At 43.9% G+C, this 23854-nt stretch carries 24 protein-coding genes, 2 tRNA genes, 1 rRNA gene and 1 pseudogene; 11 read left to right on the forward strand and 17 right to left on the reverse strand.

What is annotated here, in order from left to right; genetic code table 11:
• Positions 1 to 103: 103 nt before the first annotated feature.
• The 3 genes from AC1RM2_RS13000 to AC1RM2_RS13010 form a co-directional block, all read right to left on the reverse strand.
• Positions 104 to 180 (reverse strand) — tRNA-Ala (locus AC1RM2_RS13000).
• A 90-nt stretch (positions 181 to 270) separates the two neighbouring features.
• A tRNA-Ile gene (locus AC1RM2_RS13005) sits at positions 271 to 345 on the reverse strand.
• Positions 346 to 669: 324 nt separating this feature from the next.
• Positions 670 to 2191: ribosomal RNA gene (locus tag AC1RM2_RS13010) — 16S ribosomal RNA — on the reverse strand.
• 662 nt (positions 2192 to 2853) lie between these two features.
• On the opposite strand from AC1RM2_RS13010, the gene AC1RM2_RS13015 reads away from it, so the two are divergent.
• Positions 2854 to 4233: a methyltransferase RsmF C-terminal domain-like protein gene (locus tag AC1RM2_RS13015; protein ID WP_492985501.1), complete on the forward strand. Its 1380-nt coding sequence runs from the start codon at positions 2854 to 2856 to the stop codon at positions 4231 to 4233.
• 36 nt (positions 4234 to 4269) lie between these two features.
• Here AC1RM2_RS13015 and AC1RM2_RS13020 read toward each other — a convergent pair whose 3' ends face one another.
• The 6 genes from AC1RM2_RS13020 to AC1RM2_RS13045 all read right to left on the reverse strand — a co-directional run bounded on the left by AC1RM2_RS13020 (position 4270) and on the right by AC1RM2_RS13045 (position 8299).
• Positions 4270 to 4767: a hypothetical protein gene (locus tag AC1RM2_RS13020; protein WP_492985502.1), complete on the reverse strand. Its 498-nt coding sequence runs from the start codon at positions 4765 to 4767 to the stop codon at positions 4270 to 4272.
• A gap of 228 nt (positions 4768 to 4995) precedes the next feature.
• On the reverse strand, positions 4996 to 5232 hold the full coding sequence (locus tag AC1RM2_RS13025; protein WP_492985503.1) for a bacteriocin immunity protein: 237 nt from the start codon (positions 5230 to 5232) through the stop codon (positions 4996 to 4998).
• A 7-nt stretch (positions 5233 to 5239) separates the two neighbouring features.
• Positions 5240 to 5764 carry a hypothetical protein gene (locus AC1RM2_RS13030; RefSeq protein WP_492985504.1) on the reverse strand — a complete coding sequence of 175 codons (525 nt, stop codon included), beginning with the start codon at positions 5762 to 5764 and terminating at the stop codon, positions 5240 to 5242.
• A gap of 1 nt (position 5765) precedes the next feature.
• Positions 5766 to 6125 (reverse strand): CoA-binding protein, encoded by a 360-nt coding sequence (locus AC1RM2_RS13035; protein WP_492985505.1) that lies wholly within the window; start codon positions 6123 to 6125, stop codon positions 5766 to 5768.
• A gap of 141 nt (positions 6126 to 6266) precedes the next feature.
• Entirely contained in the window at positions 6267 to 6752 is a 486-nt protein-coding gene (locus AC1RM2_RS13040) for a DinB family protein (protein ID WP_492985506.1), read from the reverse strand.
• Entirely contained in the window at positions 6749 to 8299 is a 1551-nt protein-coding gene (locus AC1RM2_RS13045) for an NAD(P)/FAD-dependent oxidoreductase (protein ID WP_492985507.1), read from the reverse strand. Before AC1RM2_RS13045 ends, AC1RM2_RS13040 begins: the two co-directional genes overlap by 4 nt.
• A 293-nt stretch (positions 8300 to 8592) precedes the next feature.
• Between AC1RM2_RS13045 and AC1RM2_RS13050 the strand changes: the two genes are divergently transcribed.
• Positions 8593 to 9159 carry an RNA polymerase sigma factor gene (locus tag AC1RM2_RS13050; RefSeq protein ID WP_090651624.1) on the forward strand — a complete coding sequence of 189 codons (567 nt, stop codon included), beginning with the start codon at positions 8593 to 8595 and terminating at the stop codon, positions 9157 to 9159.
• Between the two features lie 77 nt (positions 9160 to 9236).
• Here the strand turns inward: AC1RM2_RS13050 and AC1RM2_RS13055 are convergent, their stop codons facing one another.
• Both AC1RM2_RS13055 and AC1RM2_RS13060 read right to left on the reverse strand, forming a co-directional pair.
• Positions 9237 to 9716, reverse strand: a complete 480-nt coding sequence (locus tag AC1RM2_RS13055) for a hypothetical protein (RefSeq protein ID WP_492985508.1) — start codon at positions 9714 to 9716, stop codon at positions 9237 to 9239.
• A 115-nt stretch (positions 9717 to 9831) separates the two neighbouring features.
• Positions 9832 to 12123: a GH92 family glycosyl hydrolase gene (locus AC1RM2_RS13060; protein WP_492985509.1), complete on the reverse strand. Its 2292-nt coding sequence runs from the start codon at positions 12121 to 12123 to the stop codon at positions 9832 to 9834.
• A gap of 173 nt (positions 12124 to 12296) precedes the next feature.
• On the opposite strand from AC1RM2_RS13060, the gene AC1RM2_RS13065 reads away from it, so the two are divergent.
• The 5 genes from AC1RM2_RS13065 (at position 12297) to AC1RM2_RS13085 (ending at position 15351) form a co-directional block, all read left to right on the forward strand.
• Positions 12297 to 12875 (forward strand): LemA family protein, encoded by a 579-nt coding sequence (locus tag AC1RM2_RS13065; protein WP_492985510.1) that lies wholly within the window; start codon positions 12297 to 12299, stop codon positions 12873 to 12875.
• Between the two features lie 202 nt (positions 12876 to 13077).
• Entirely contained in the window at positions 13078 to 13512 is a 435-nt protein-coding gene (locus tag AC1RM2_RS13070; protein WP_090651620.1) for a TPM domain-containing protein, read from the forward strand.
• A 12-nt stretch (positions 13513 to 13524) separates the two neighbouring features.
• On the forward strand, positions 13525 to 14325 hold the full coding sequence (locus AC1RM2_RS13075; protein ID WP_492985511.1) for a TPM domain-containing protein: 801 nt from the start codon (positions 13525 to 13527) through the stop codon (positions 14323 to 14325).
• 74 nt (positions 14326 to 14399) lie between these two features.
• Positions 14400 to 14807, forward strand: coding sequence for a hypothetical protein (locus AC1RM2_RS13080; RefSeq protein WP_492985512.1), 408 nt, complete (start codon positions 14400 to 14402; stop codon positions 14805 to 14807).
• Complete coding sequence (locus AC1RM2_RS13085) at positions 14800 to 15351, forward strand: NUDIX hydrolase (RefSeq protein ID WP_492985513.1); 552 nt, start codon at positions 14800 to 14802, stop codon at positions 15349 to 15351. Before AC1RM2_RS13080 ends, AC1RM2_RS13085 begins: the two co-directional genes overlap by 8 nt.
• Before the next feature lie 22 nt (positions 15352 to 15373).
• Here the strand turns inward: AC1RM2_RS13085 and AC1RM2_RS13090 are convergent, their stop codons facing one another.
• Together AC1RM2_RS13090 and AC1RM2_RS13095 are read right to left on the reverse strand one after the other, a co-directional pair.
• Complete coding sequence (locus tag AC1RM2_RS13090) at positions 15374 to 16117, reverse strand: hypothetical protein (protein ID WP_492985514.1); 744 nt, start codon at positions 16115 to 16117, stop codon at positions 15374 to 15376.
• A 17-nt stretch (positions 16118 to 16134) separates the two neighbouring features.
• Positions 16135 to 16593 carry a nuclear transport factor 2 family protein gene (locus AC1RM2_RS13095; protein ID WP_492985515.1) on the reverse strand — a complete coding sequence of 153 codons (459 nt, stop codon included), beginning with the start codon at positions 16591 to 16593 and terminating at the stop codon, positions 16135 to 16137.
• Positions 16594 to 16630: 37 nt separating this feature from the next.
• Here AC1RM2_RS13095 and AC1RM2_RS13100 point away from each other — a divergent pair, with 37 nt between their 5' ends.
• Together AC1RM2_RS13100 and AC1RM2_RS13105 are read left to right on the forward strand one after the other, a co-directional pair.
• Entirely contained in the window at positions 16631 to 16858 is a 228-nt protein-coding gene (locus AC1RM2_RS13100; protein WP_147055044.1) for a DUF433 domain-containing protein, read from the forward strand.
• Positions 16855 to 17193, forward strand: coding sequence for a DUF5615 family PIN-like protein (locus tag AC1RM2_RS13105; protein WP_492985516.1), 339 nt, complete (start codon positions 16855 to 16857; stop codon positions 17191 to 17193). The genes AC1RM2_RS13100 and AC1RM2_RS13105 overlap by 4 nt, the downstream gene beginning before the upstream one ends.
• 71 nt (positions 17194 to 17264) lie before the next feature.
• Here the strand turns inward: AC1RM2_RS13105 and AC1RM2_RS13110 are convergent, their stop codons facing one another.
• Positions 17265 to 17906, reverse strand: coding sequence for a response regulator (locus tag AC1RM2_RS13110; RefSeq protein WP_492985517.1), 642 nt, complete (start codon positions 17904 to 17906; stop codon positions 17265 to 17267).
• Positions 17907 to 18207: 301 nt separating this feature from the next.
• Here AC1RM2_RS13110 and AC1RM2_RS13115 point away from each other — a divergent pair, with 301 nt between their 5' ends.
• Entirely contained in the window at positions 18208 to 18906 is a 699-nt protein-coding gene (locus AC1RM2_RS13115) for a hypothetical protein (RefSeq protein WP_492985518.1), read from the forward strand.
• A 9-nt stretch (positions 18907 to 18915) separates the two neighbouring features.
• Positions 18916 to 20703: a hypothetical protein gene (locus AC1RM2_RS13120; protein ID WP_492985519.1), complete on the forward strand. Its 1788-nt coding sequence runs from the start codon at positions 18916 to 18918 to the stop codon at positions 20701 to 20703.
• Between the two features lie 273 nt (positions 20704 to 20976).
• On the opposite strand, the pseudogene AC1RM2_RS13125 reads toward AC1RM2_RS13120, so the two are convergent.
• The 3 genes and pseudogenes from AC1RM2_RS13125 to AC1RM2_RS13135 all read right to left on the reverse strand — a co-directional run.
• A pseudogene (locus AC1RM2_RS13125) lies at positions 20977 to 21102 on the reverse strand (ATP-binding protein); the annotation flags it as partial.
• Positions 21103 to 21339: 237 nt separating this feature from the next.
• Positions 21340 to 22221, reverse strand: a complete 882-nt coding sequence (locus tag AC1RM2_RS13130; protein WP_492985520.1) for a hypothetical protein — start codon at positions 22219 to 22221, stop codon at positions 21340 to 21342.
• Positions 22222 to 22308: 87 nt separating this feature from the next.
• Positions 22309 to 23850, reverse strand: coding sequence for a YifB family Mg chelatase-like AAA ATPase (locus AC1RM2_RS13135; RefSeq protein ID WP_492985521.1), 1542 nt, complete (start codon positions 23848 to 23850; stop codon positions 22309 to 22311).
• Positions 23851 to 23854: the final 4 nt, after the last annotated feature.

Raw genomic sequence — 23854 nt, forward strand, 5'->3', positions numbered from 1 at the left:
CTTTTTTATTACTTCTTCCAATATGTCAAAGAACTTTACCCCATACTCCACTTGCGTTTCGTAGCTTACATTATATCCTATTCCTTTCGGAAAACGGAGGGTGTGGTGGAGAATAACGGATTCGAACCGTTGACCCCCTGCGTGCAAGGCAGGTGCTCTAGCCAGCTGAGCTAATCCCCCTAAAAATGAATAATTGAATTATTGAATGTCTGAATTAATGAATACTTTTTATTCAGTAATTCCATAATTATCCAATTCAATAATTGCTTGTAGTCCCGAGCAGATTTGAACTGCTGACCCCTACATTATCAGTGTAGTGCTCTAACCAAGCTGAGCTACAGGACTATTTTTTAGTTTGCAGTTTTGAGTTCTCAGTTTGCAGTCTTAGCTTCACTTTCGTGCTAACTGCTAACTGCTTACCGCCAACTGCTGACTGCCTACCTTATCCTTCACTCACCTTTCGGCATAGCTCCACATAGATGGCTTCATCTTTTGGGTTTCCTTTTTGTGTTTAATTATAGATTTGAGTATTGAGATTTGAGTATTGAGATGAACTGCGCTTTCGTTTGGTTCCTGTCTCATATCTCACATCTAATATCTCACATCTATTTTAAGAAATAATCATGTAGGTAACTTGTTACAATAACTAATGTTTCGATACTGCTCCAGAAAGGAGGTATTCCAGCCACACCTTCCGGTACGGCTACCTTGTTACGACTTAGCCCCAGTTACCGACTTTACCCTAGGACGCTCCTTGCGGTTACGCACTTCAGGCACTTCCAGCTTCCATGGCTTGACGGGCGGTGTGTACAAGGCCCGGGAACGTATTCACCGCGTCATTGCTGATACGCGATTACTAGCGAATCCAACTTCACGGGGTCGAGTTGCAGACCCCGATCCGAACTGTGAACAGCTTTAAGAGATTGGCATCCTGTTGCCAGGTAGCTGCCCTCTGTACTGCCCATTGTAGCACGTGTGTAGCCCCGGACGTAAGGGCCATGATGACTTGACGTCGTCCCCTCCTTCCTCTCTATTTGCATAGGCAGTCTGTTTAGAGTCCCCACCTTGACGTGCTGGCAACTAAACATAGGGGTTGCGCTCGTTGCGGGACTTAACCCAACACCTCACGGCACGAGCTGACGACAGCCATGCAGCACCTAGTTTCGTGTCCCGAAGGACTTGAGCGTCTCTGCTCAATTCACTAACTTTCAAGCCCGGGTAAGGTTCCTCGCGTATCATCGAATTAAACCACATGCTCCTCCGCTTGTGCGGGCCCCCGTCAATTCCTTTGAGTTTCACCCTTGCGGGCGTACTCCCCAGGTGGAATACTTAACGCTTTCGCTTAGACGCTGACCGTATATCGCCAACATCGAGTATTCATCGTTTAGGGCGTGGACTACCAGGGTATCTAATCCTGTTTGATCCCCACGCTTTCGTGCCTCAGTGTCAATCAAACCATAGTAAGCTGCCTTCGCAATTGGTGTTCTGTGACATATCTATGCATTTCACCGCTACTTGTCACATTCCGCCTACCTCTAGTTCATTCAAGCTCATCAGTATCAAAGGCACTGCGATAGTTAAGCTACCGTCTTTCACCCCTGACTTAATAAGCCACCTACGCACCCTTTAAACCCAATAAATCCGGATAACGCTTGGATCCTCCGTATTACCGCGGCTGCTGGCACGGAGTTAGCCGATCCTTATTCTTACAGTACATTCAGCTTTGGTCACGACCAAAGGTTTATTCCCGTACAAAAGCAGTTTACAACCCGTAGGGCCGTCTTCCTGCACGCGGCATGGCTGGTTCAGGCTTCCGCCCATTGACCAATATTCCTTACTGCTGCCTCCCGTAGGAGTCTGGTCCGTGTCTCAGTACCAGTGTGGGGGGTCATCCTCTCAGATCCCCTAAACATCGTAGCCTTGGTAAGCCGTTACCTTACCAACTAGCTAATGTTCCGCATGCCCATCTTGTTCCTATAAATATTTGATTAAATTGCGATGCCACAACTTAATGTTATGCGGTCTTAATCTCTCTTTCGAGAGGCTATCCCCCTGAACAAGGTAGGTTACATACGTGTTACGCACCCGTGCGCCACTCTCAAGGAAAGCAAGCTCTCCTATCCCGTCCGACTTGCATGTATTAGGCCTGCCGCTAGCGTTCATCCTGAGCCAGGATCAAACTCTCCATTGTAAAATGTCTCGTTTGTTCACTGACCCTATTATTAATAATAGAATCTGTATAATTATTATATCTTTATACAGTATCTAACTTTTGTTATCATAACCCCTCTTACTTACTTGCGTTTGTTTGAGTTGTTACTCTACATGATTTTCTATTTCTTAAAAGAACTTTCTCGCTTCATCATCCGAATCCGCTATATAATCTTTACAAGTTGCCTTGTCTGATTTGTCATTTCTATTACCGGAATCGCTCCGGCTTTTTAACTTCTTTTGCTCTTCCGAACAACCCTCCGTTTGGGTCTGCAAAGGTAGTAATCCTTTTTACTTTTCCAAAACTTATTTTTTCTTTTTTTGGAACCCTTTAACCGATCATTTTCACTTAATCTCTCCCTTCGATTGCGGGTTGCAAAAGTGCGAATTTTAATTTGATTTACCAAGTGAAAATTTCACTTATTTTAATCTTTTTTTTATTCGCTAAATCTCAAAAAACAACACCATTTTTACTTGAGCGGCCACAAATGTACACAGAAAACAGCTTACGCACCAAGAGTTATTTTCAAATAATTAAAACAATTTGACAAGTACCTGTAAACTAAGCCTAAAGCCGTACCCTTAAAACGGTAATGAAGCTATTTCAATGCCATTTACCTAATGCGTATATTTACATTATATATGAACAACCCCCGGTTCCCCGATAATTTCCTGCAAACATTAAGCGCAGAAAATGGATTTGACGAAGAAAATTTCATCAAAGCACATCAAATTACTGATGCGCCTACTTCTATAAGGCTTAATCCTTTTAAGCATCCATCATTAAAAACAGATGAACAGGTGGCCTGGTGTAGTGATGGCTTTTATTTAAACACCCGTCCATCCTTCACTTTCGACCCGCTTTTTCATGCCGGGTGCTATTATGTACAGGAGGCATCGTCTATGTTTATCGACCATATATTAAAACATATCCGCCCCAATATAGATGACACGATAAAAGCACTTGACCTTTGCGCTGCTCCGGGTGGCAAAAGCACACTCCTTAACTCGGCCATTAATGCCAACGATTTGTTGGTTGCCAACGAAATTATTAAAACACGCGTACCTGTATTAACAGATAACCTTAGCCGTTGGGGACAGGCAAACGTAATAGTGAGCAATAACGATCCGAAAGACATTGGCCGGCTAAAAAGCTTTTTCGATATTATCCTGGTTGATGCGCCATGTTCGGGCTCGGGCATGTTTCGTAAAGATCCGCAGGCTATGAACGAGTGGTCGGAAGCCAATGTGCAATTGTGCCACCAGCGACAGGAACGGATCCTGGCCGATATACTCCCGGCGCTAAAGGAAGACGGATACCTTATATATAGTACCTGCTCCTACTCGCACCAGGAAAACGAAGATATACTGGATTGGCTTTGCCTTGAATTTGATTTGGAAAGCATCCGTATACCTATATATAAGGAGTGGGGTATTGTAGAAACGCAATCACCTGATAAAAAGGCCTGGGGATATCGCTTTTATCCGGGCAAGGTTAAGGGTGAGGGGCTATTTGCATCGTGCCTTAAAAAGAAAACCAATACCGGCGAACTGGGCACCTTTAAAAACAACATGCATCAAAAAATAAGCAGTAAAGAAATTGACCAGGTGAAAGCATACGTTAACAAACCGGACGACTACTATTATTTTAAAGTGAACGAAGATTGGCTGGCGATTAACCGCGCGCATAAAGAAAGCCTCAATATTTTGCAGCGCCACCTGTACCTTAAAAAATCGGGCGTTCGGGTTGGTAAGTTAATGGGGAAAGATTTAATACCCGACCATGAGCTGGCTTTAAGTACTATTATTAATAAGGACGCGGTTTTACTAACGGAACTTACCTACGACCAGGCTATTCAATATTTGCGCCGAGACAACATCGACCTAAACCCTACCGAAAAGGGATGGAGCCTGATGAACTATGAGGGACAAGCCTTAGGATGGGCTAAGCTATTGCCAAACAGGATCAATAATTATTATCCTAAAGAGATAAGAATATTGGCGAGCCCCCCAGCCCCCTGAAGGGGGCGTTTTTGATTGAGCAGGTGTTCGGGTCGCTTACAATTTTATATGGTATGCTTTTAAACAAGCATTCACATTTGGATAAACCTTTGCATCTTCTATAGCAACATCTACAGCGCACTTGATTTTATCCAGCGCCTTGCCGTTTTTGTCAACTACGATATCCTGCTGCTTTAGCAATTTGAACGAAGAGGCGAAGTACTTTTTTACGGTTTCATAAACTACAGAATCATTGGTAAGGCAACCGTTAAAAGCATTTGCATTTCGCTCAAAAAGAAAAGTATTTCCATCGCCGTAAAAATAATGGGTATGCGATACATCCCAATCGCCACTTTCGCTAACTGGCGAAGCATCTATCATGATAATTTTTCCATTATCATCTTTTAAAACATTATATGAATACTCAACCTCGTTCGGCCATTTTTCATTTTCAATTTTCAGCAGTACATCTTTGCCTGGCACTTTGGCAAATACCAGCATGTTATTTTTGTGTTGAAGTGAATACGCTTCAATGTTGTCTCTTTTGCGTTTCAATGCAGATATGGAGGACACACTTTTCGGAGTTTTAACAGTAGATGAGTGTTTGGGATTGCCGCACGAGATTATCATCGTGACGAGTATAATTAGAGATAAGGTACAATACTTCACACTTCAATATAAAAGAAAAAAACGCTAAGAAACAATAGTGTAAGTGTGAAAAAAGTAAGCGGAAATTAGCTAACAATAAATACCGGCTCGCGCCAGCCATCTACACAATTGGAATTAAAGCGCTATCGGCTTATAACTTAAACATTTCTCAACAACATCTTCAACTGAGGGATTGTAGCCCACAATATTGTCGCGTCGTGCGTCGTAGTTTTCCGGATAGAAAAACAGGTTTGCTCCTACAGGGTAGGGTACATTTTTATTGAACAAATCATACCAATCGTCCAGCTCCTGTTCGTTGCCTTCGCCATTGCTGATTTTATACCCAAGTTCAATAAGCTCGTCTTTGCTCATTGGTAAATCAAATAACTTTAACTACGCCCGCATCTATTACACTTAATATTTCATGCTTCCAGGTACTTCTGTTGTTAACCACAAATTTTTCCTGCGTGCCATCACGTTTAGAAACCACCAAGCCGTTGGGTACCAGCCCCAGTGTATTATAAAAATCTACCCCGGCAATATCGCCAATGGATATTTCGAGTTCATGATTTTGAATATTTAAACTGTGGGATTTAAACAACAGCTTATCGCCAAACAAATATAATTTGCCGCCCACAGCTTCCCTGTTTAAAAAATGATTGGCAGCCCCGCTCATCAAAATGGCATTATCCTCGCTCACTTTAACTTCAGTTTGTTGTTTAATCCACTTTGACCTGGCGAAAAGATACATGGTCAAACCAAAAACAACACCGGCAATCGGCGCACTTATAAGCGCCATTTTGTATCCGTCCTGGTATGCCCAAAACAAGCCCATAAATACTGCGAAAGAAAAGCCGGAAAGAATGGCCGACCTTATTTGCGCGCCGCGTTCTGATTTTTGCATCTTAATATTGCCCTATAGATAATAACACCAGTGTACATGCATACTCTGTTTCAATTCCTTTTTCATTGGCCATGCGCCTGAGTTCGGAATTTTCGGTACCGGGATTAAATATAATACGTTTGGGGTGTGTATTCAAAATATAATCGTACAGTGGAGGTTGGTTTTGCGGGCCAACATACAAAGTAACGGTATCTATATCGTTATGAATAACTTCGGGCTTCTCAATGGGCACACCGGCAACCTCGCCTGTTTTTATGCCTACATTAACTATGCTATGCCCATGACCAACCAACCTGTTGGCTGCAAGATTTGCGTATCGGCCGGTATCGGGCGTTGCTCCTAATATAAGTGTCTTTTTCATTTTTATTTGTGGATTACACCGATTATGAGATGATTTCACCGATTACTTAAGGTTGATTGAAAAAGATTAGATACAAATTAACCAGTGTAATTCTCCCTCAAAAATCGGTGAAATCACAACCAATCGGCGAAATCATCTTCATTAAAATCCTAAAATCCTGTTTAATAAAGCAATCTGGCCGGAGTGATAAATATGATGCTGGATAAGTCCGTTAATCAATTCTTCATAGCTCACACCTGTTCCCATCTCGCGGTTCCGTTCGTCTTTTATTGGCTCGTCCCATTGTTCCTGCGGGAAGTTCTGGATAACGCCAATCAAATTTACGTTCACCAGCTTTAAATCATCAACATAGTTTTGCCATTTTTGTTCGTCGGGCGCGCCAGTTTCGGGCCAGTCGCCACTGGTGGGGATGCCGGCGGTAAGGCCGTTCATCCTGTCCATCACCTCTTCTGTCCAGGCTATCATGTGCAAAACAATTTCGGCTATGTTATGGACGGAGCCGGGCGGCTTTTCATAGGCAGCCTCAAAGCTGATGCTTTCTACTATATCATAAACAGGCGAACCATACCAGGCATCGCCCGATAGTATCTTCTGCAATTCGGTACTCAATTTTTCAGAAATTGTCATGCTAATATTTTTAAAGCGGCCAGTGCGCAGTTAACACCATCAATAGCAGCAGAAATAATGCCACCGGCATAACCGGCTCCCTCGCCACAGGGAAATAATCCCTTAACTTGTGGATGCTGCAAAGTTTCTTTATCCCTGGGGATTTTTACCGGAGATGACGTGCGCGACTCTACTCCTACCAAAATCGCCTCATTGGTATAATAGCCCTTCATCTTCCGGCCAAAAGCGGGCAATGCCTTCTGCAAACGTTTATGAATCCAACCGGGTAACACCTCCTTCAGTTCGGTACTCTTTGTGCCCGGCAGGTAGGAGTTTACGGGCAGATCATTTGACAAACGCCCTTCCACAAAATCAACCATGCGCTGCCCCGGTGCAACCAGGCTGCCGCCGCCTGCTTTAAAAGCGGCGCACTCCACCTCATGCTGAAAGTTGAGCATCTTGAATGGATCGCCGTCATCGCCGGCCACATCTTCCATATTAATTTGTACTACTGTACCTGAATTGGCAAATGGGTTATTCCGTTTTGACGGGCTCCAGCCGTTCACTACAATTTCGTTCTCGGCAGTGGCACAGGGCGCTATGATACCACCGGGGCACATACAAAACGAGAATACGCCCCTATCCTCTACCTGCTCAACCAAATTATAATAGGATGGCGGCAAATCCGGACCACGGCTTTCGCAATGGTATTGGGCGCGGTCAATTATTTCCTGCGGATGCTCTATGCGTACACCCAAAGCAAATGGCTTGGCTTCAATCAGTATATTTTGATGATGCAGCATTTCAAACACATCCCTTGCCGAGTGGCCCGTTGCCAGGATTACGGCATCAGCGGTCATTTTTTCGCCGCTGGCCAGTTTTACGCCTTTTATCTTGCCAAACTCAACCAGTAAGGCTGTCACTTTGGTATCAAACAAAAACTCGCCGCCTGCATTCAATATCGTTTCGCGCATAGCGGTAATAATCTGGGGCAGCTTGTTGGTACCAATATGCGGGCGGGCATCTATTAATATATCTTCATCTGCCCCATGTGCAACAAACATTTTGAGCACCTGGTTTACATCGCCACGCTTGGTAGACCGGGTGTACAACTTACCATCAGAGTAGGTACCGGCCCCACCCTCGCCAAAGCAATAATTTGATTCGGGGTTAACCAGGCCCTGCTTGTTAATATTGGCCAAATCGCGCCTGCGTTGTTTAACATCTTTGCCCCGCTCCAGTATCACGGGTTTTAATCCCAGCTCAATGCATTGCAATGCAGCAAAAATACCTGCCGGGCCTGCACCTACTATTATAACGGGACGGCCAAACTGTACATCGGGATAATTTACAGTAAAAATTTCGGGTTTGTACGGCTCATCAATAAACACCTGCACCATCATGCGGTAAACCACTTTACGGCCACGGGCATCTATAGATCGTTTTAACACTTTTACGGCCGATAACTTCTGCGGCTGCATATTTAAAGCTGCGGCCGCAAGGCGTTTAATTACTGCCTCATCTTCATGCTGCCCGGGAGGGCATACTATTTCAATTTCTTTTGTCATACGCTCGCCGGGTTTTTATCCCGGATTAGGGCAAAGGTAAGAAAACACGGCCAAAACCCCCTCTAAATCTCCCCCTGAAAGGGGAGACTTTTATAAGCGGTAGAATAATTTTTATACATATTAAACCATCGTTCCCCCTTCAGGGGGTTAGGGGCTTTGTGTTCGCCTGTGCGTATCAACCGTCCGCTAGCGAACAGTTTTAAAATATCGTAAATTTATAAATATCTAAAAATCAATTAATTACAAAATGGCACTTGGATTGGCATAGGCTTCACAAATAAACACACAATACAATGACTACTGCCGACGAACGTTTACAGACAATTTGGGAAGGATGCTTACGCAACGAACGTAAAAGCCAGGAACAATTTTACAAACTATTTGCATCGCGGATGCTGGCTGTTTGCATGCGCTATGCTACCGATAAAGACGAAGCGCAGGATATACTACAAGAAGGTTTTATAAAAATATTCAGGAACATGCAAAACTACCGTGGCGATGGCAGCCTGGAAGGTTGGGTGCGCCGTATTATGGTGCACGCGGCTATTTCGCGCTACCGCAAGTTACGCCCGGTTGTATTGGTTGAGGATTTTGCTGCCGATAGTGATATGCCTATCAGCAAAGCATATAATGATAATGAACTTGAAGCAAAAGATTTGATGAAACTGATTCAAAAACTCCCTAAAACTTATCGCTCGGTATTTAATATGTACGCCATTGAAGGATACTCGCACCAGGAAATTGGCACATCGCTGGGGATGAGTGAATTGCTGTCGCGCACAACTTTACACCGTGCACGCACCGCCTTAAAAGAAATGATTGGTAAACTTACTACCCGCGAGGAACATTGCTACGCGTAAAAACCTCCAGCCTCACCCTGCCCTCTCCAAAGGAGAGGGTTCTGATTAGCGGGGTGGCCAATCAGGCAAAGTAAAATTTAATTCCCTGTGCCCCACTCTGAGTTACCATAACCATCACGGGCTTTCCAGTTGTATTTAATATCTAAAGCTTTCCAGGTTTCAGCTTTCCGGCTGGCTATCATCACAATCTTCTCGGCTGCCAGGGCATCGTCATTCGTAATCGTGTCTATAGCAGTTATTTCATAGTCGCCCGAATCCAGTTTTCTTGAAGTGATATTTAATCGCGGCCTCGCATCGGTTTCACTGTAATACTGCCGGTACTGGTAATAAGCTTTAATCAGTTCGTCGGATGTTTTAATATCCTTTCGTTTCGCTATCGTATCATTAAACTTATCCGGAGGGATTTGCTTAAACGATTCAGCGCATGAAGCGAAGAGTAATAATCCCAAAAACAAAACCAAATGCCACGCCCCCTTTAAACAATCAGCCCCCTGAGCCCCATCTAAATCTCCCCCGGTAGGGGAGACTTTAGCTGCATTTGTTGCACGTAAATTCATCTGCACATTTGAAATCTGGAATCCGCACATCTGTTTAATTTCATTTTCAAATCTTCAAATACTCAAATTTTCAAATTCACTTCATCTGCACATCTGAAATTTGAAATCTGCACATCTATTTATGTTTGCTGCTCATATAGTAAGTGATCTCGCCGCCATTCATGATATCGGCATGGCTAATGAATAAACCATCCAGGGGTTTACCATTAAGCGTTATCTTTTGTACATACACGTTTTTGGCGCTTTGGTTTTTTACGTTGATGGTGAATTTTTTGCCGTTATCCAGGTTGATAACACCACCATCCACAGCCGGGCTGCCTATGGAATACTGATCAGACCCCGGTGCTACCGGGTAAAAGCCCAGCGTGCTGAAAATGTACCAGGCGCTCATCTGGCCGGTATCATCGTTACCCCCCAAACCATCCGGGGTTGGTTTGTACATACGTGGCAATATCATCCGGATACGTTCCTGTGTTTTCCAGGGTTTATCTGTCCAGTTGTATAAATAAGCTACGTGGTGCGATGGCTCATTGCCATGCACATAGTTGCCGATGATGCCATCGCGGGTAATATCCTCCGTTTCGGCAAAGTATTTATCGGGCAGGTTCATGGTAAACAGCGAATCGAGGTAGCCAACAAACCGCTTATTACCGCCCATGAGCGTAATCAGGCCTTTAGGATCTTGCGGCGCAAACAGGGTATAGTTCCAGCTGTTGCCCTCTATAAATCCTTCGTTGATGGTGCTCAGCGGATCAAACTTTTGGCGGAAAGTGCCATCGGCCAGCCTGGGGCGCATAAACCCGGCTGCCTTATCGTATACGTTTTTGTAATTTTCTGATCGTTTGATAAACTCATTATAAACATCCGTCCTGTTCAGTTTTTTAGCCATTTGGGCAATGGCCCAGTCGTCAAAGGCATACTCCAGTGTTGATGATACAGATACGCCGCTTTTTTCGTCGGGGATATACCCTTTATCTATATAATCGCCTATACCCTCATAATCGCGGTGCTTTGCGGTGGCTACGCAGGCATCCAGCGCTTTGTTGGCATCAAAGTTTATATTGCCCTTTACAACGGCGTCGGCCAGTACGGCTACACTGTGGTACCCGCTCATACACCAGTTCTCGTTCCCTGAGTTTGACCAGATGGGCAGCATATGTTCCGGACTTTGATCAAAATGGGCCAGCATACTTTGTACCATATCCGCGTTTCTTTTCGGTTCAATAATATTAAACAGCGGGTGCAGCGCCCTGTAGGTATCCCAAAGCGAAAAAGTGGTATAATTGGTAAACCCTTCGGCTTTGTGTACATTTTGATCAAGGCCTTTATATTGCCCATCGGCATCCATATATACTGTGGGGTTAATCATGGCATGGTACATGGCGGTATAAAAGTTCTCTTTTATCTCTTTGTTACCTGCTATCTCTATCTTATGCAGTTCGGTTTCCCATAGTTGTTGGCCGTCGGCTTTTACTTTTTCAAAGTCCCAGCCAGGTATTTCGGTTTGCATATTGTTTAGCGCGCCGGCCATACTCACCGGGGATAAGGCAAACTTGATTTTTATTTTTTCGCCCTCTTCAGTTTTAAAATCAAAGTAAGCCCTTATTTGCTTGCCCGCAATTTCGGGGAAGTTTTTTACTCTGTTAAATTTGCCCCAAAAGCCACCATATACTTCGCGCTGATCGTACTTTTTGTAGCCATGCTGAAAGAATGCTTTTGAAAAACTCATGGCAAAATATAACGACCGGGTACGTGCCCATCCATTGGTTTGGCGAAAACCCACAACGGTGCTATCATTAACAACCCTTAGATAAGTCCACACGTTTTTATCCGGGTAGTTATAAATCCCGGCCATCAGATCTAATATAATATGCGATTGATCGGACTTAGGGAACGTGTACTGGTGAAAACCAACACGTGCGCTGGTGGTCATCTCGGCCAAAATATTGCTTTCGTCCAGTTTTACTTTGTAGTAGTTAGCCTGGCTTACCTCGTTCTGGTGCGAAAATGCCGAGCGGTAACCGCTACCCGGTTTATCGGCGGTGCCGGGGTTTAGTTTTAAAGCACCAACGGTAGGCATTATTAAAAAGTCGCCCAGGTCTGAGTGGCCGGTACCGCTAAAGTGGGTATGGCTAAAGCCAACTATGGTTTTATCATCGTACTGGTAACCGGCGCAGTATTTATATACATCGGGGTTGTATTTGCCGTTCAGTTCGTAGCTTGGGGTATCAGTCTCCGGGCTCAACTGTACCATTCCAAAAGGAACTGTAGCGCCCGGGTATACGTGCCCCATACGCTGGGTGCCTATAATAGGGTTTACATATTGTACTAAATTTTCGGCAGTTTTAGTTTGTGCGGCTGCGCCAAGCGAAATAGCAGTAAAAAAAAGGCAGAGTGTCTTCTTCATTTTGTGGGTCGATGTCAACATTAAGCCTCAAATATAGGCTATAACAGTTAAATGTTTCGCTTACCATGATAAATTCTGTACCTTGACATAATGTCATTAAACCATACCCATTGTAACAACGGTATGCGTTTTGTAATCTAAATCAAAAACATACCTGTAAAACAAATCAACCTATGAAAAAGTTACTTTCAGTAATATTAATTGCAGTAGCGGCTATGAGCTTAAGCTCATGTAGCTATAACAGCATGGTTAAGCTCGACGAAACCGTTAAAGCTAAATGGGGCGCCGTACAAAGTGATTACCAGCGCCGCAGCGATTTGATACCCAATCTTGTAAATACGGTTAAAGGTGCCGCAAACTTTGAAAAAAGCACATTAACCGCCGTAATAGAAGCCCGCGCAAAAGCAACCTCGGTGCAGGTTGATCCTACCAAACTTACACCCGAATCTATCAAAGCGTTCCAGGCATCGCAGGGCGAGTTAAGCTCAGCCATTGGCAGGCTGCTGGTTGTATCAGAAAAATACCCGGATTTAAAGGCGAACGAAAACTTTCGCGACCTATCCGTTCAGTTGGAAGGAACCGAAAACAGGATCAACGTATCCCGTAAGGATTTTAATGGTGCTGTAATGGAATATAACTCCAAAATCCGCTCGTTCCCGGCTAATATCACTGCAAAAATGTTTGGCTTCTCCGAAAAAGGATATTTCACCGCCGAACCCGGAAGCGACAAAGCACCGAAGGTGGAATTTTAATTTTTATTGGGATTTCACCGATTGGGGGAGTGATTTCACTGATTTTTTGGACAGAACTGAACCACCCTAATCGGGGTAATCCAATCAAAAAATCGGTGTAATCATCAACAAAAAATCGGTGAAATCACCCTAAAAATCAGTGTAATCCAATCAAAAAAATCGGTGTAATCATCCCAAAAATCAGTGTAATCTAATCAAAAAGATGGCGGTATTTAACGAAGAAGAACAGCAACGCATCCGTAAGGCTATTGAGCAGGCCGAGAGCCGCAGCAGTGGCGAGATACGGGTTTGTATAGAAAAGAAATGCGCCGAGGATGTGCTTGACCGGGCAGCGAAATATTTTTTTCAGCTTAATATGCACAAAACAGCCCTCAGGCATGGGGTGTTGATATATGTAGCCACTGTTGACCGGAAGTTTGCCATTATTGGCGATGCCGGCATTAACCAGGTTGTGCCTGCCGATTTTTGGGATACAACCAAAGAGGATATGCTGCAGCATTTTAAATACGGCGATATTGTTGAAGGTATTGTAACCGGCCTGCAAATTGCCGGCGAACAATTGCAAAAATACTTCCCCCACCATGCCGGCGATGTTAACGAACTACCCGATGATATCGCCTTTATGGATGGCGAATAACCTATAAACCTCATGTTTAAAAAACTCACTATATTTTTTAGCCTGCTGCTTTGCTCCGCGATGGCATTTGCACAGGATTTCCCGGAACGGTCGGCCACGCTGGTTACCGATTATACCAATACTTTATCGGCCGATGATAAGCAAAAGCTGGAAAGCAAACTGGTTGCGTTTCACGATTCTACATCCACGCAAATAGCTGTGGTGATCATGAAATCAACCGGCAGTTATGATATAAACGACTATGGGCAGCAACTGCTGCGCAAATGGGGTATTGGCCAAAAAGAAAAGAACAATGGCATCCTGGTAATTGTTGCTATAAACGACCGTAAAATGGCTATCCAAACCGGCTACGGCGCCGAAGGACCATTGCCCGATGTGCTAACCCAGCGCATTATACAGGACGACATGAAACCCCACTTTAAAGCGGGCGACTATTATGGCGGACTGAATGCTGCAACCACCGATATTATAAAAGCCACCAAAGGCGAATTCAAGGCCGAACCACAGGAAAACGACCAAAGCAGCGGCGGAGATGGCGCGGGTATTATCATCCTGATTGTGATAGTAGTTGTTATATTAATTATCATATTTCGTAACCGAGGCGGTGGTGGCGGCCGGCAAATTATCGACCGCAGGGGTGGTGCAAGCCCCTTCTGGTGGTTTTTAGCCGGCAGCATGCTTGGCGGCAGCGGCCGCAGCAGCGGCTCTGACTGGGGCGGTTTCTCCGGAGGAAGTGGGGGCGGCGGCGGTGGGGGCTTTGGCGGTTTCGGCGGCGGCAGTGGCGGCGGTGGCGGATCAAGCGGCAGCTGGTAGGTTTTAATTATTGATTTAGTGAATGACTGAATTATTGATTTGAGCTGCAATTTATTTATTGATTTATTAAACTCATGTATAGGAAAGACTATATACTTACCGAAATAGAAAAAATGACCTTGGTTATTGCCAGACTGTTGGGTTTTAAGGAGGCTGGTAAAACCGATGAGTTTATAAAACTTGCCGATAGCACACTTTTAAATGAGTACAAAATTAAGCTTGATGAAATACTTGAGCTTGACATTGATGCTTTTAAGTTATTGCTTGAAAATGAAAATTACAGTGCCGACAAGCTGGATGCCTTAGCGCAATTACTATACATTTATAGCCTCCCTTTTACAGCAAATGCCGAACTTTTGCTGTCATTTAAAAAGATTTTGTTAGTTTACGATGTGCTGGAGCAACAATATCACCGGCAATCATTTGAAAACATTAACAAGCGTAATACCATCTATCAATTTCTACAAACAAACTATGAGTAAGGATTTAACCTGGAAACTATTATCATCTACCTATGTTCATAAAGGCCCATGGGCCACGTTACGGGTTGACCGTTGCGAAATGCCTGATAAACGAATTGTTGAAGACTACTATGTGTTAGAGTACCCAAGCTGGGCTAATGCAGTTGCCGTTACCGAAGACAATAAAATATTAATGGTAACACAGTACCGCCATGCGGCGGGTGTTATTTCGCTCGAAATTCCCGGTGGCGTAGTTGACCCTGGCGAAGAACCCATTCATGCCATCCGCCGCGAGCTACTGGAAGAAACCGGCTACCAGTTTGATGAATTTGAACTGATTTGCACCGTATACGGCAACCCATCAACCGCCAATAACCAAACTTTTACCTATTTTACCAAAGGTGGCAAAAAGGTACAGGGCCAGGAACTGGATGCTCACGAAGAGCTTATTGTAGAAGAGTACACCATCGGGGAAATAAAACAACTGCTGCTTGATAATAAAATAACACAAGCCATGCATTGCGCCGGGCTGTTTTATGGGATGGTTAAGTTGGGAGCCCTGTAATTAGTTAAGGCATTAAGTATAACTAAAGATCAAAGTACCTTTCCAAAGTAAGAAATCGAATTTCTTCCTTAATACCGTCAACATCTCTGTTAACAGGCAGGTAGTGCATACTTATTTGCCTGTTAATATTGACTCGGAAGTTAATCTCTTTACTACCGTTAGACATCTCGAAGGTTTCGCCGTCAATCCATTTACACGTCTTTAGTAACAAACTATAGAATAGCCAGCCCGGTATGGTTTTAAACAATGGAATTTCATTGATAACAATATCATTTTTATTTAGGAAAATGATATTTAGTGAAGTACAATCAATAAGAAAATCTGCTTTTACTGTGGCTTTAATACTTCGGTTTCTGTTTTGTTTTGGCCCACCGAATAAGATGTGGGTCAAAACAAAATCATCGTCCAGTATTTTTTTGTATCCAATCTTTAGCTGTTCTACATCTAAGTTGAGATGTTGGTAAACAAGTACCAGGCATTTATAAGTTCTCTCAGCTAACAAGGCAATCTTTCCATGCAAATCAGCCGTGTCGAATAAATCAAATGGAAATGTTTCCACAATCGTCAAAATGCTATCGAGTCCCCCTATCAGCAATGCATCATCATGATCGGCGAAGTCAATATTTACTTTTCTTATTCCCTTTACGGTAATCGGTGGCAATTTAAAAGTAAACAGGTTACCTACCAGGTTGGAACATCGTACATAATCTATCGGCTCCTCCGCCGATCTTCGGTTAATTTGCACCCATAATCTCTTCTCTCTCATCTATTCTTTCATAAAGATCATTCCGGGCAATTGCCTTTACGGCGGGTATCAACAACATAAATAATCTTCCATCCCGCCGCGGTGCGCATCAGCTGGAAAACATCAACCCCGCAATGGCTAAAGGTTTTGCCCAGGTAAAATTTGTATGGTGTCCAAACGCTGGCCAGGTCGCCATCTATTTTAATGTCGCTAAAGGTGATTTGCTCGTCCCATATTTCTTTGTGAGGCGTGCCTACGGCTTTTATAAAGTCATTGGGATTTTCCATTTCCAGCTCAACCGTGCCATCCTTTTTATTGGCTACTCCTTCAAAAACGATGTTTTTATGAAAAGCCGACCGTAACATGGTACTATCACCTTTGCGCATGGCGTCAAACATGGTATTAATGGTTTGCTTTACAGCCTCCTTATCCGTTTGCTGGGCAAAGGTTTTAAAGGATGCAAAAAGGATGATGCTCAGAAAGAATATCTTTTTCATGTGATGGGATTTGATGACAATTTAGGTAAATTTGTATATGCAGCCAATTGATTATAAAGAATATCTTGAATTTAACCCCGAAATAAGGTTTGGCAAACCAGTTATTAAGGGTACGCGGATTTCTGTATATGATGTTTTGCAATGGCTGGCATCTGGCTTGAGTTATGAAGAAATTCTAAGCGATTTCCCACAACTAACATCCGAAGCCATATTTGCATGCCTTGCTTATGCAGCTAACAAAGAGCGAATAATTAAAGTGGCATGATACGGCTCATCGCTGACGAAAATATTTCATGGCGCTTAAAAAAACTCCTGTCAGATTGGGAGATTCTGCCTACAAATGAAATTCAGGCAAATGATCGTTTAAGCGATTTTATGATCTGGCAATTCGCCAAAACAAACAACTACACAATTTTAACTTTTGACGAGGATTTTTGCGAATTACAAAACCTTTACTCCCACCCTCCTAAAGTAATTTGGTTGCGCACCGGCAACGTTGGCACTCAAAAGATCGCTGAATTATTAATTCTTCTAAAAAAAGACATTAACCAATTTTTATCTAACGATGATTTGGGCATCTATGAGGTATATCTATACTAAATGTCATAGCGTCAGAATTCCCTTTTACGGCCTCATTCTTCCTTCAGCATTTTCAAACTTTAACCATCCCATTACAAATTATACTGCAGTATAAACTTGGTAAGCTCCACGGGGTTTTTCAGGTTTAGCTTTTGCATAATGTTTTTGCGGTGGGTTTCAACCGTATAAATGCTCAGGTGCAGGTGGTTAGCCATTTGCTGGTTGGTGTAGTCCTGCTTAATAAACTGTAGCAGTTCGGTTTCTCGTTTTGTAAGCTGGAATTGCTTTAAAAAAGGATCGCTGTCATCAAAGGTTGAGTTAACAACAGGCGGTTTGTACGGAAAGCATTGCTGCCCCTGGGCTACCAGGCGCATTACCCTCAATAGCTCATCCCTTTCGGTATTTTTAAACAGGTAGCCATCAGCACCGGTGGCTTTTGCTTTTTCAATCAGGTGCTCCTCGTTATAGGTAGATAGCATCACCACTTTAATTTTTGGATAGTAGGCTTTTATCCGTTTAAGCACCTCGAAGCCATTAATGCCCGGCATATTAATATCAAGCAGCACAAGTGTGGGCGTATGGGTATGTAACAACCCCAACACCTCTTTGCCGTTGGCTGCTATATTCATAATCTCGATATCCGGCTCGTTTTGCAATAACATACTAAGCCCGTTTATAAATAATGTATGATCATCTGCTATGATCACTGATAGTTTTTCAGTTGTCATTTCCATCGTACTAATTACTTGTAAACCTATGCTTTATTACCGTTTTAAAAAATACAAACAGCTTTGTATTGTGTGCCTTGCGGCCGTCCCATAAAATTGTATCGTTAAAAACAACCAAAAAAAGCCGCAAAAAGCAACGCTGCTAAAACCGGCAAAGGGCTGTAATAAACGGTACAATATACATAAACAGCTAACACATTTTAAACCCCATAACCATGGAATATCTCCTTGTAACAATAGCCATAATGCTGATATGCATTACGGCGCTTGCACGGCCAAATAAAAACACTTATTAAACTCAATACCTATGAAAAACTTTATCTCCACTCTTTTAACAATGCTTTTTTACATCGCTGCCTATGCACAGCAAAGCAATACCGAAAGCCCTGTAACCGGCAATGCCGCACAGTTTGTTTCGCCCATATCCGTACAGGTACTTGTTGGCAGCCAGGGCATAGGGGCCGATGTAAAATATGGTTTTTTACCCAAATTATCGGGCCGGCTTGGTTTTGGCATCATCCCCGTAAACAAAAATAAAGATTTCCATTTTTTTGGTTTCGCGGTACAAGGCCAGTTTTCAACCAGTTTCTCCAATGTTCATTTGCTGGCCGATTATTCACCCTTTAATACCAACAGCATCCGCCTGGTTGGCGGCGCCTCGTACATTACACAAGGCAAGGCAACAGCCCTTATTTCGCCCATGGGCGGCTATAACATCGGGAGCCAGTCGCTCACCAAAGATCAGATAGGTGTGCTGCAGGCCGATGTAACATGGAAAGGTGTTGCGCCTTACCTGGGCATCGCCCTTTTTAAAGGGTTCCCGGGCCAGCTTTTAAATGTAAACGTTGATGTTGGCACCTATTACCTATCCAGCCCCGGCACTTCATTTACGGGTACAAAGCTACTATCAGATAACGACGCCAATAATATACAGTTCAATAAAAACATGCAGGGCTACCGTTGGATGCCTGTTGTTCAGCTCAATTTTAATTTACGAATCAGATAAAATATCACCATGAAAAACACCTTTAAACTCCATTCACAAATTGGCCCGGCAAAACAGGGCGGCGCGCTTATTAATATTTTTTTAATGATAGCCTGCCTGGTACTGGTACTAACCCTGAATAGCTGCCGTAAGCCTAATGAGGGCATAGCGCTCACCATCAACGAAACCACGCTTACCAAAGCGCCCGTATTATTGCGTTTTGCCAATGCCAATGCAACTTCAAGCAATCAGCCCGGCGATTTTGACGTTAAAATAACCGGCAAGGATGCCGCGCTGGTACAAATGGACGGAGGCTCTACCAGCGATTTCAAGGCTTCGCATGGTTTTTTACCACTGTCGCTTACCGCCAATGCAGCGCCCTCGGTTTCGTCGCCGGTAACATTCAATGTATCTGCCGATATTCCGGGTTATGCGCCCATCACCCAAACCATTACCATTACAACAGATAGCGCGAAAATTGTTGATGTTGGCGTGGTTGAATATGCCAACCCACCCGCAGGTACATCTGTTTTGGCGGCTACCACACCCTTAGCAAACGGTGTATCGGCCGGTACAACCCTTAACCTGCCGCAACGGTCGGGCATGGTTGAAACCGCGCAGATCAAAATTTTACCCGGCACACAAATGCTTGATGCAGATGGATCGGCTATAAACGCATCGGCGCTAACATCCAACATTGTTGATTTCAGCGCCGTTTCTACCACTTCGTACGGGGCCTTCCCCGGGGGCTTTAGCCCTACCAACGTTATTGATAAGGCCGGCAACCAGGTTAATGGCGGCAATGCCATCAACTTTGTATCTGCCGGTTTGCTATCCATTAAAATGTCGGCTGCCGGTACACAGGTGAGGCATTTTTCGCAGCCCATACAGGTAAGCATGAAGCTGGATCCCAACACCACAAACTTTATTACCGGCAACAATATTAAAGCCGGCGACACCGTACCGCTATGGAGCCTTACCGAAGAAACCGGGCAATGGAAAAGCGAGGGCGATGTTACCATAGCCAATGATGGCAATGGCAACCTTACCGCTAATTTCGAAACCTCGCACCTGTGCTGCTTTAACCTTGATTGGAGTTGGGCGGTAGCCGGGCACCCATACGGCACTTGTTTTACGCCGCTAACCGTGCGCATTCATTGCGGCGCAGGCAACAGTGGTGTTTATGATGTAACCATAGTTACACCCAACAACCAATACCTGGCCGGCGCCCATGGCGAATTTGTACACGATGGAGATGTGGTAGTATTTCCGTATGTGCCCAGCATTGCGCAATGTAAGGTTGTTATCAGCAGCTTTAACTTATACCTTAACCCGCGGCTACCTATACTTGCGCAAACCGGCCTGTTTAATCCATGCAGCCAGGGTTCGGTCGATTTAAATTTTGGCAACCCGGCTACGCCTTCGCTCATCAATGTTACCCTTAATATGCAGGGGTATTGCAGTAATAAAAATATTAACCTGCTGCCTTCGGGATGGTTTTTCCTTTACGACATTGGCGCGGCGCGGCTTAATCAAAACGCATGGACTTACGCCTACGTAAGCCGTGGCGTTATCCAGTATGCTTTTGGCACCGGCATTACAGGCAGCCGGGGCAAATACAGCATTAAATTATTTAATGGCGATCAATATTACATGTATGCTTATAACAGCTACATGTGGTACCAAACCTCGGTGTTTACCATGGCGCCGCGAAACTTTACTTTGCCATCAGCAAGCGGTATAAATGGCTCGGCCATTTATGATGCCGGCAGCAATACCTTAAACATCACCGCTAAATTTAGCGTGCGCTGTCATTAAAAGAAATTGGCCGTTAGGTTAATAATTAGGGGAGAAGCCCCGTTAATAGAAATATTGCGGGGCTTTATTAGTTGGGCGTACGCCGCTGGTAGAAGCGTCGCCAGGCTTTACATTTATACGCCTGCAGGCATTACGCGCGTTGGCCGGTATCCATTTCAATCCTTTACGCGAACTACGGCCTTATTAAAACTGATCGGGAGTTACGTGCATATTATTGGGCATGCGGTTTACTTATCATGTTGGCTACGCGCGGCACGCGCGCACCAGCCGAAGGCGCATTACTTCCAGGGCGCTGCGTTTAAACTCCGGTAATTCATCCAGGAACAAAACACCATTGTGCGCCAGCGAAATTTCGCCGGGAGCAGGGTTGCTTCCTCCTCCTACAAGGGCAACATCGCTCGCTCTATCAATCACGGAGGTCATTTCGGTTCAATATTGCTATTAATGTTAAGGTTGGAAAGAATACCCGTACAAAAAATTATAAAATTCTAAAAATTTACTAAATCTTATTTGATTTATAACAAGTTTAGCCCTCACAACCAAATTTAGTTAAAACACAGTGATGAGGCTAAAATAAATCTGTATGAATATAAGTATCATCACATGGGAATATCAAAAGAATGCACAATTTTTTTATTAGTTACTGAAATTAATTAATAACGGCAACGGAAACTCTTTTTTCCAGTTAACATTTTTAAGTTCAAATTCCTTGCCGCTAACAACGTTTGTAGCTATAACCCTTTTGTTTTTTACTAAAATAATTCGGAGAGCTTGGAATAGCCGATTTTTATCTGAGATGGTATAGATGGCTTGTTCATAATATGTCTTGTTGTTCATCGTAACCATTACTAAATATTTTCCGACCCGGATATTGTTATTATATTTAGGTAACTGTATTCTTTGTCCTGATTTAGCGTTGAATGATGGCAATAAAGGGATTTCAAAAGTATTCTCTGTGTAGCAGGAATAGTTGTATAAAAGATTATTTGTTATAGGGCAGTTTAATAAATTATTATAATTAGTGATTTTAAACATCACGTTATAAATAGGTTTACTATCGAGGTTTCTAATTACCCCGTCAGTTACCGCATCCGATTTAACGATAAAATAAAATAACGGTGCATTCTCGCTACCGTTGATAAGTGTTGATAATCTATCTGCGGCTTTACTTAGTTGTTCAGCGGATTTTACTTGGCTTCCTGTAATCAGCTTGGATTGACTAATTGTTGATTGATTAAGTTGCTTTCGTAAACTATCGTTTTGGGTTTGTAGCCTTGTCAGGCTGTTAGTTAACCTTAATTTTTCAGACTTTAAATCGTAAGTATCGTTACGAGCTTTAATAAATGATACGGCAAAATTAAGGATAGATACTACAGTAACCGCAATCACAACGTTACGGATTTGCGAAGCCTCTTTATTCAACTCCTTAGTCTTCGCTCTGAAATCTCTTTTAATCGTTATAAGCGAAATATAAGCTGCGAGAATACTACTTATGATTTGTATTATTAGTACTACCATTCTTTAATTCTTAGTTTTCGATTTACCACGCTGTCTAAAATCTCCGACTTCATACTACTAAGCCCTGAAACTCCGTCTCAGCCACACCTACCCTGCCCAACCATCCCTATCCAAGCTCCTGAAATGTATAGCCTCGGCCAAATGTTCCAGTTTAATTTCTTCGCTGGCGGCAAGGTCGGCAATGGTGCGGGCTACTTTCAGGATGCGATCATAGGCGCGGGCGCTCAGGCCAAGTTTTTCCATGGCTTTTTTCAGGAGGGTTTGGCCGGCTGTATCTATTTTGCACAGGTCACGTACCATTTGGGGGCTCATTTGGGCATTGGCATGTAAATCGGGGCGGTTGCCAAAACGTTCTATCTGAATTTCGCGGGCCTTGATTACGCGTTCGCGGATGTTTTCACTTTTTTCGGCCAACCTGTCTGACGATAGCTCGTTGAAATTCACCGGGGTAACCTCCACATGCAGGTCTATCCTATCCAGCAGCGGGCCCGATATTTTGCTCAGGTATTTTTGCACCATCCCAGGCGGGCAAATGCATTCCTTTTCGGGATGGTTGTAATAGCCGCAGGGGCAGGGGTTCATACTCGCCACCAGCATAAAGCTTGATGGATAATCAACCGTAAACTTCGCCCTTGAAATGGTTACCCGTCGTTCTTCAAGCGGCTGGCGCATTACTTCCAGGGCGCTGCGTTTAAACTCGGGTAATTCATCCAGGAACAAAACACCATTGTGGGCCAGCGAAATTTCGCCGGGGGCGGGGTTGCTTCCGCCGCCCACGAGGGCTACGTCGCTGATGGTATGGTGCGGGCTCCTGAATGGCCTTATCGTAACCAATGCATCGGCCGCGGCAAGCTTACCTGCAACGGAATGAATCTTGGTGGTCTCTAAGGCTTCGTATAAGCTTAGCGGAGGCAAAATGGATGGCAACCTGCGGGCCAGCATGGTTTTGCCGGCTCCCGGCGGACCTATCAGGATGACGTTATGGCCACCGGCGGCGGCAATTTCCAGCGCGCGTTTGATGTTTTCCTGTCCGCGCACTTCGCTAAAGTCGCTATCATAGTTGCACAGGCTGTCGTAAAATTCCTCGCGGGTGTTTACAATTACAGGTTCGAGCTTAATATCGCCATTAAAAAAGCCTACCACTTCTTTGATACTTTCAACGCCATAAACCTGCAGATCATTTACAATAGCAGCCTCGCGGGCGTTTTGTTTAGGGAGGATAAAACCTTTAAATCCATCTTTACGGGCCTGTATAGCTATGGGTAATGCACCTTTTATGGGTTGTAAGCTTCCATCGAGCGATAACTCGCCCATGATGATGTATTTATCCAGTTCATCTGTCACAATTTGGCCGGAGGACGAAAGGATAGCAGCTGCGATAGTTAAATCATAGGCTGATCCCTCTTTTTTGATATCGGCAGGGGCCATGTTTACAATAATCCGTTGCCTTGGCATTCGGAAACTATTGGTTTGCAATGCAGTTTCAACTCGCTGCATTGACTCCCTAACCGCATTATCGGGCAACCCTACAATAAAATAATTGGGTTTTCCACCACTTATATTTACCTCAACCGTAATAGTGATAGCCTGTATCCCATAAACCGCACTGCCAAAAGTTTTAACCAACACTGTG

This window comes from Mucilaginibacter sp. GW822-FHT03E02 (assembly GCF_058801545.1).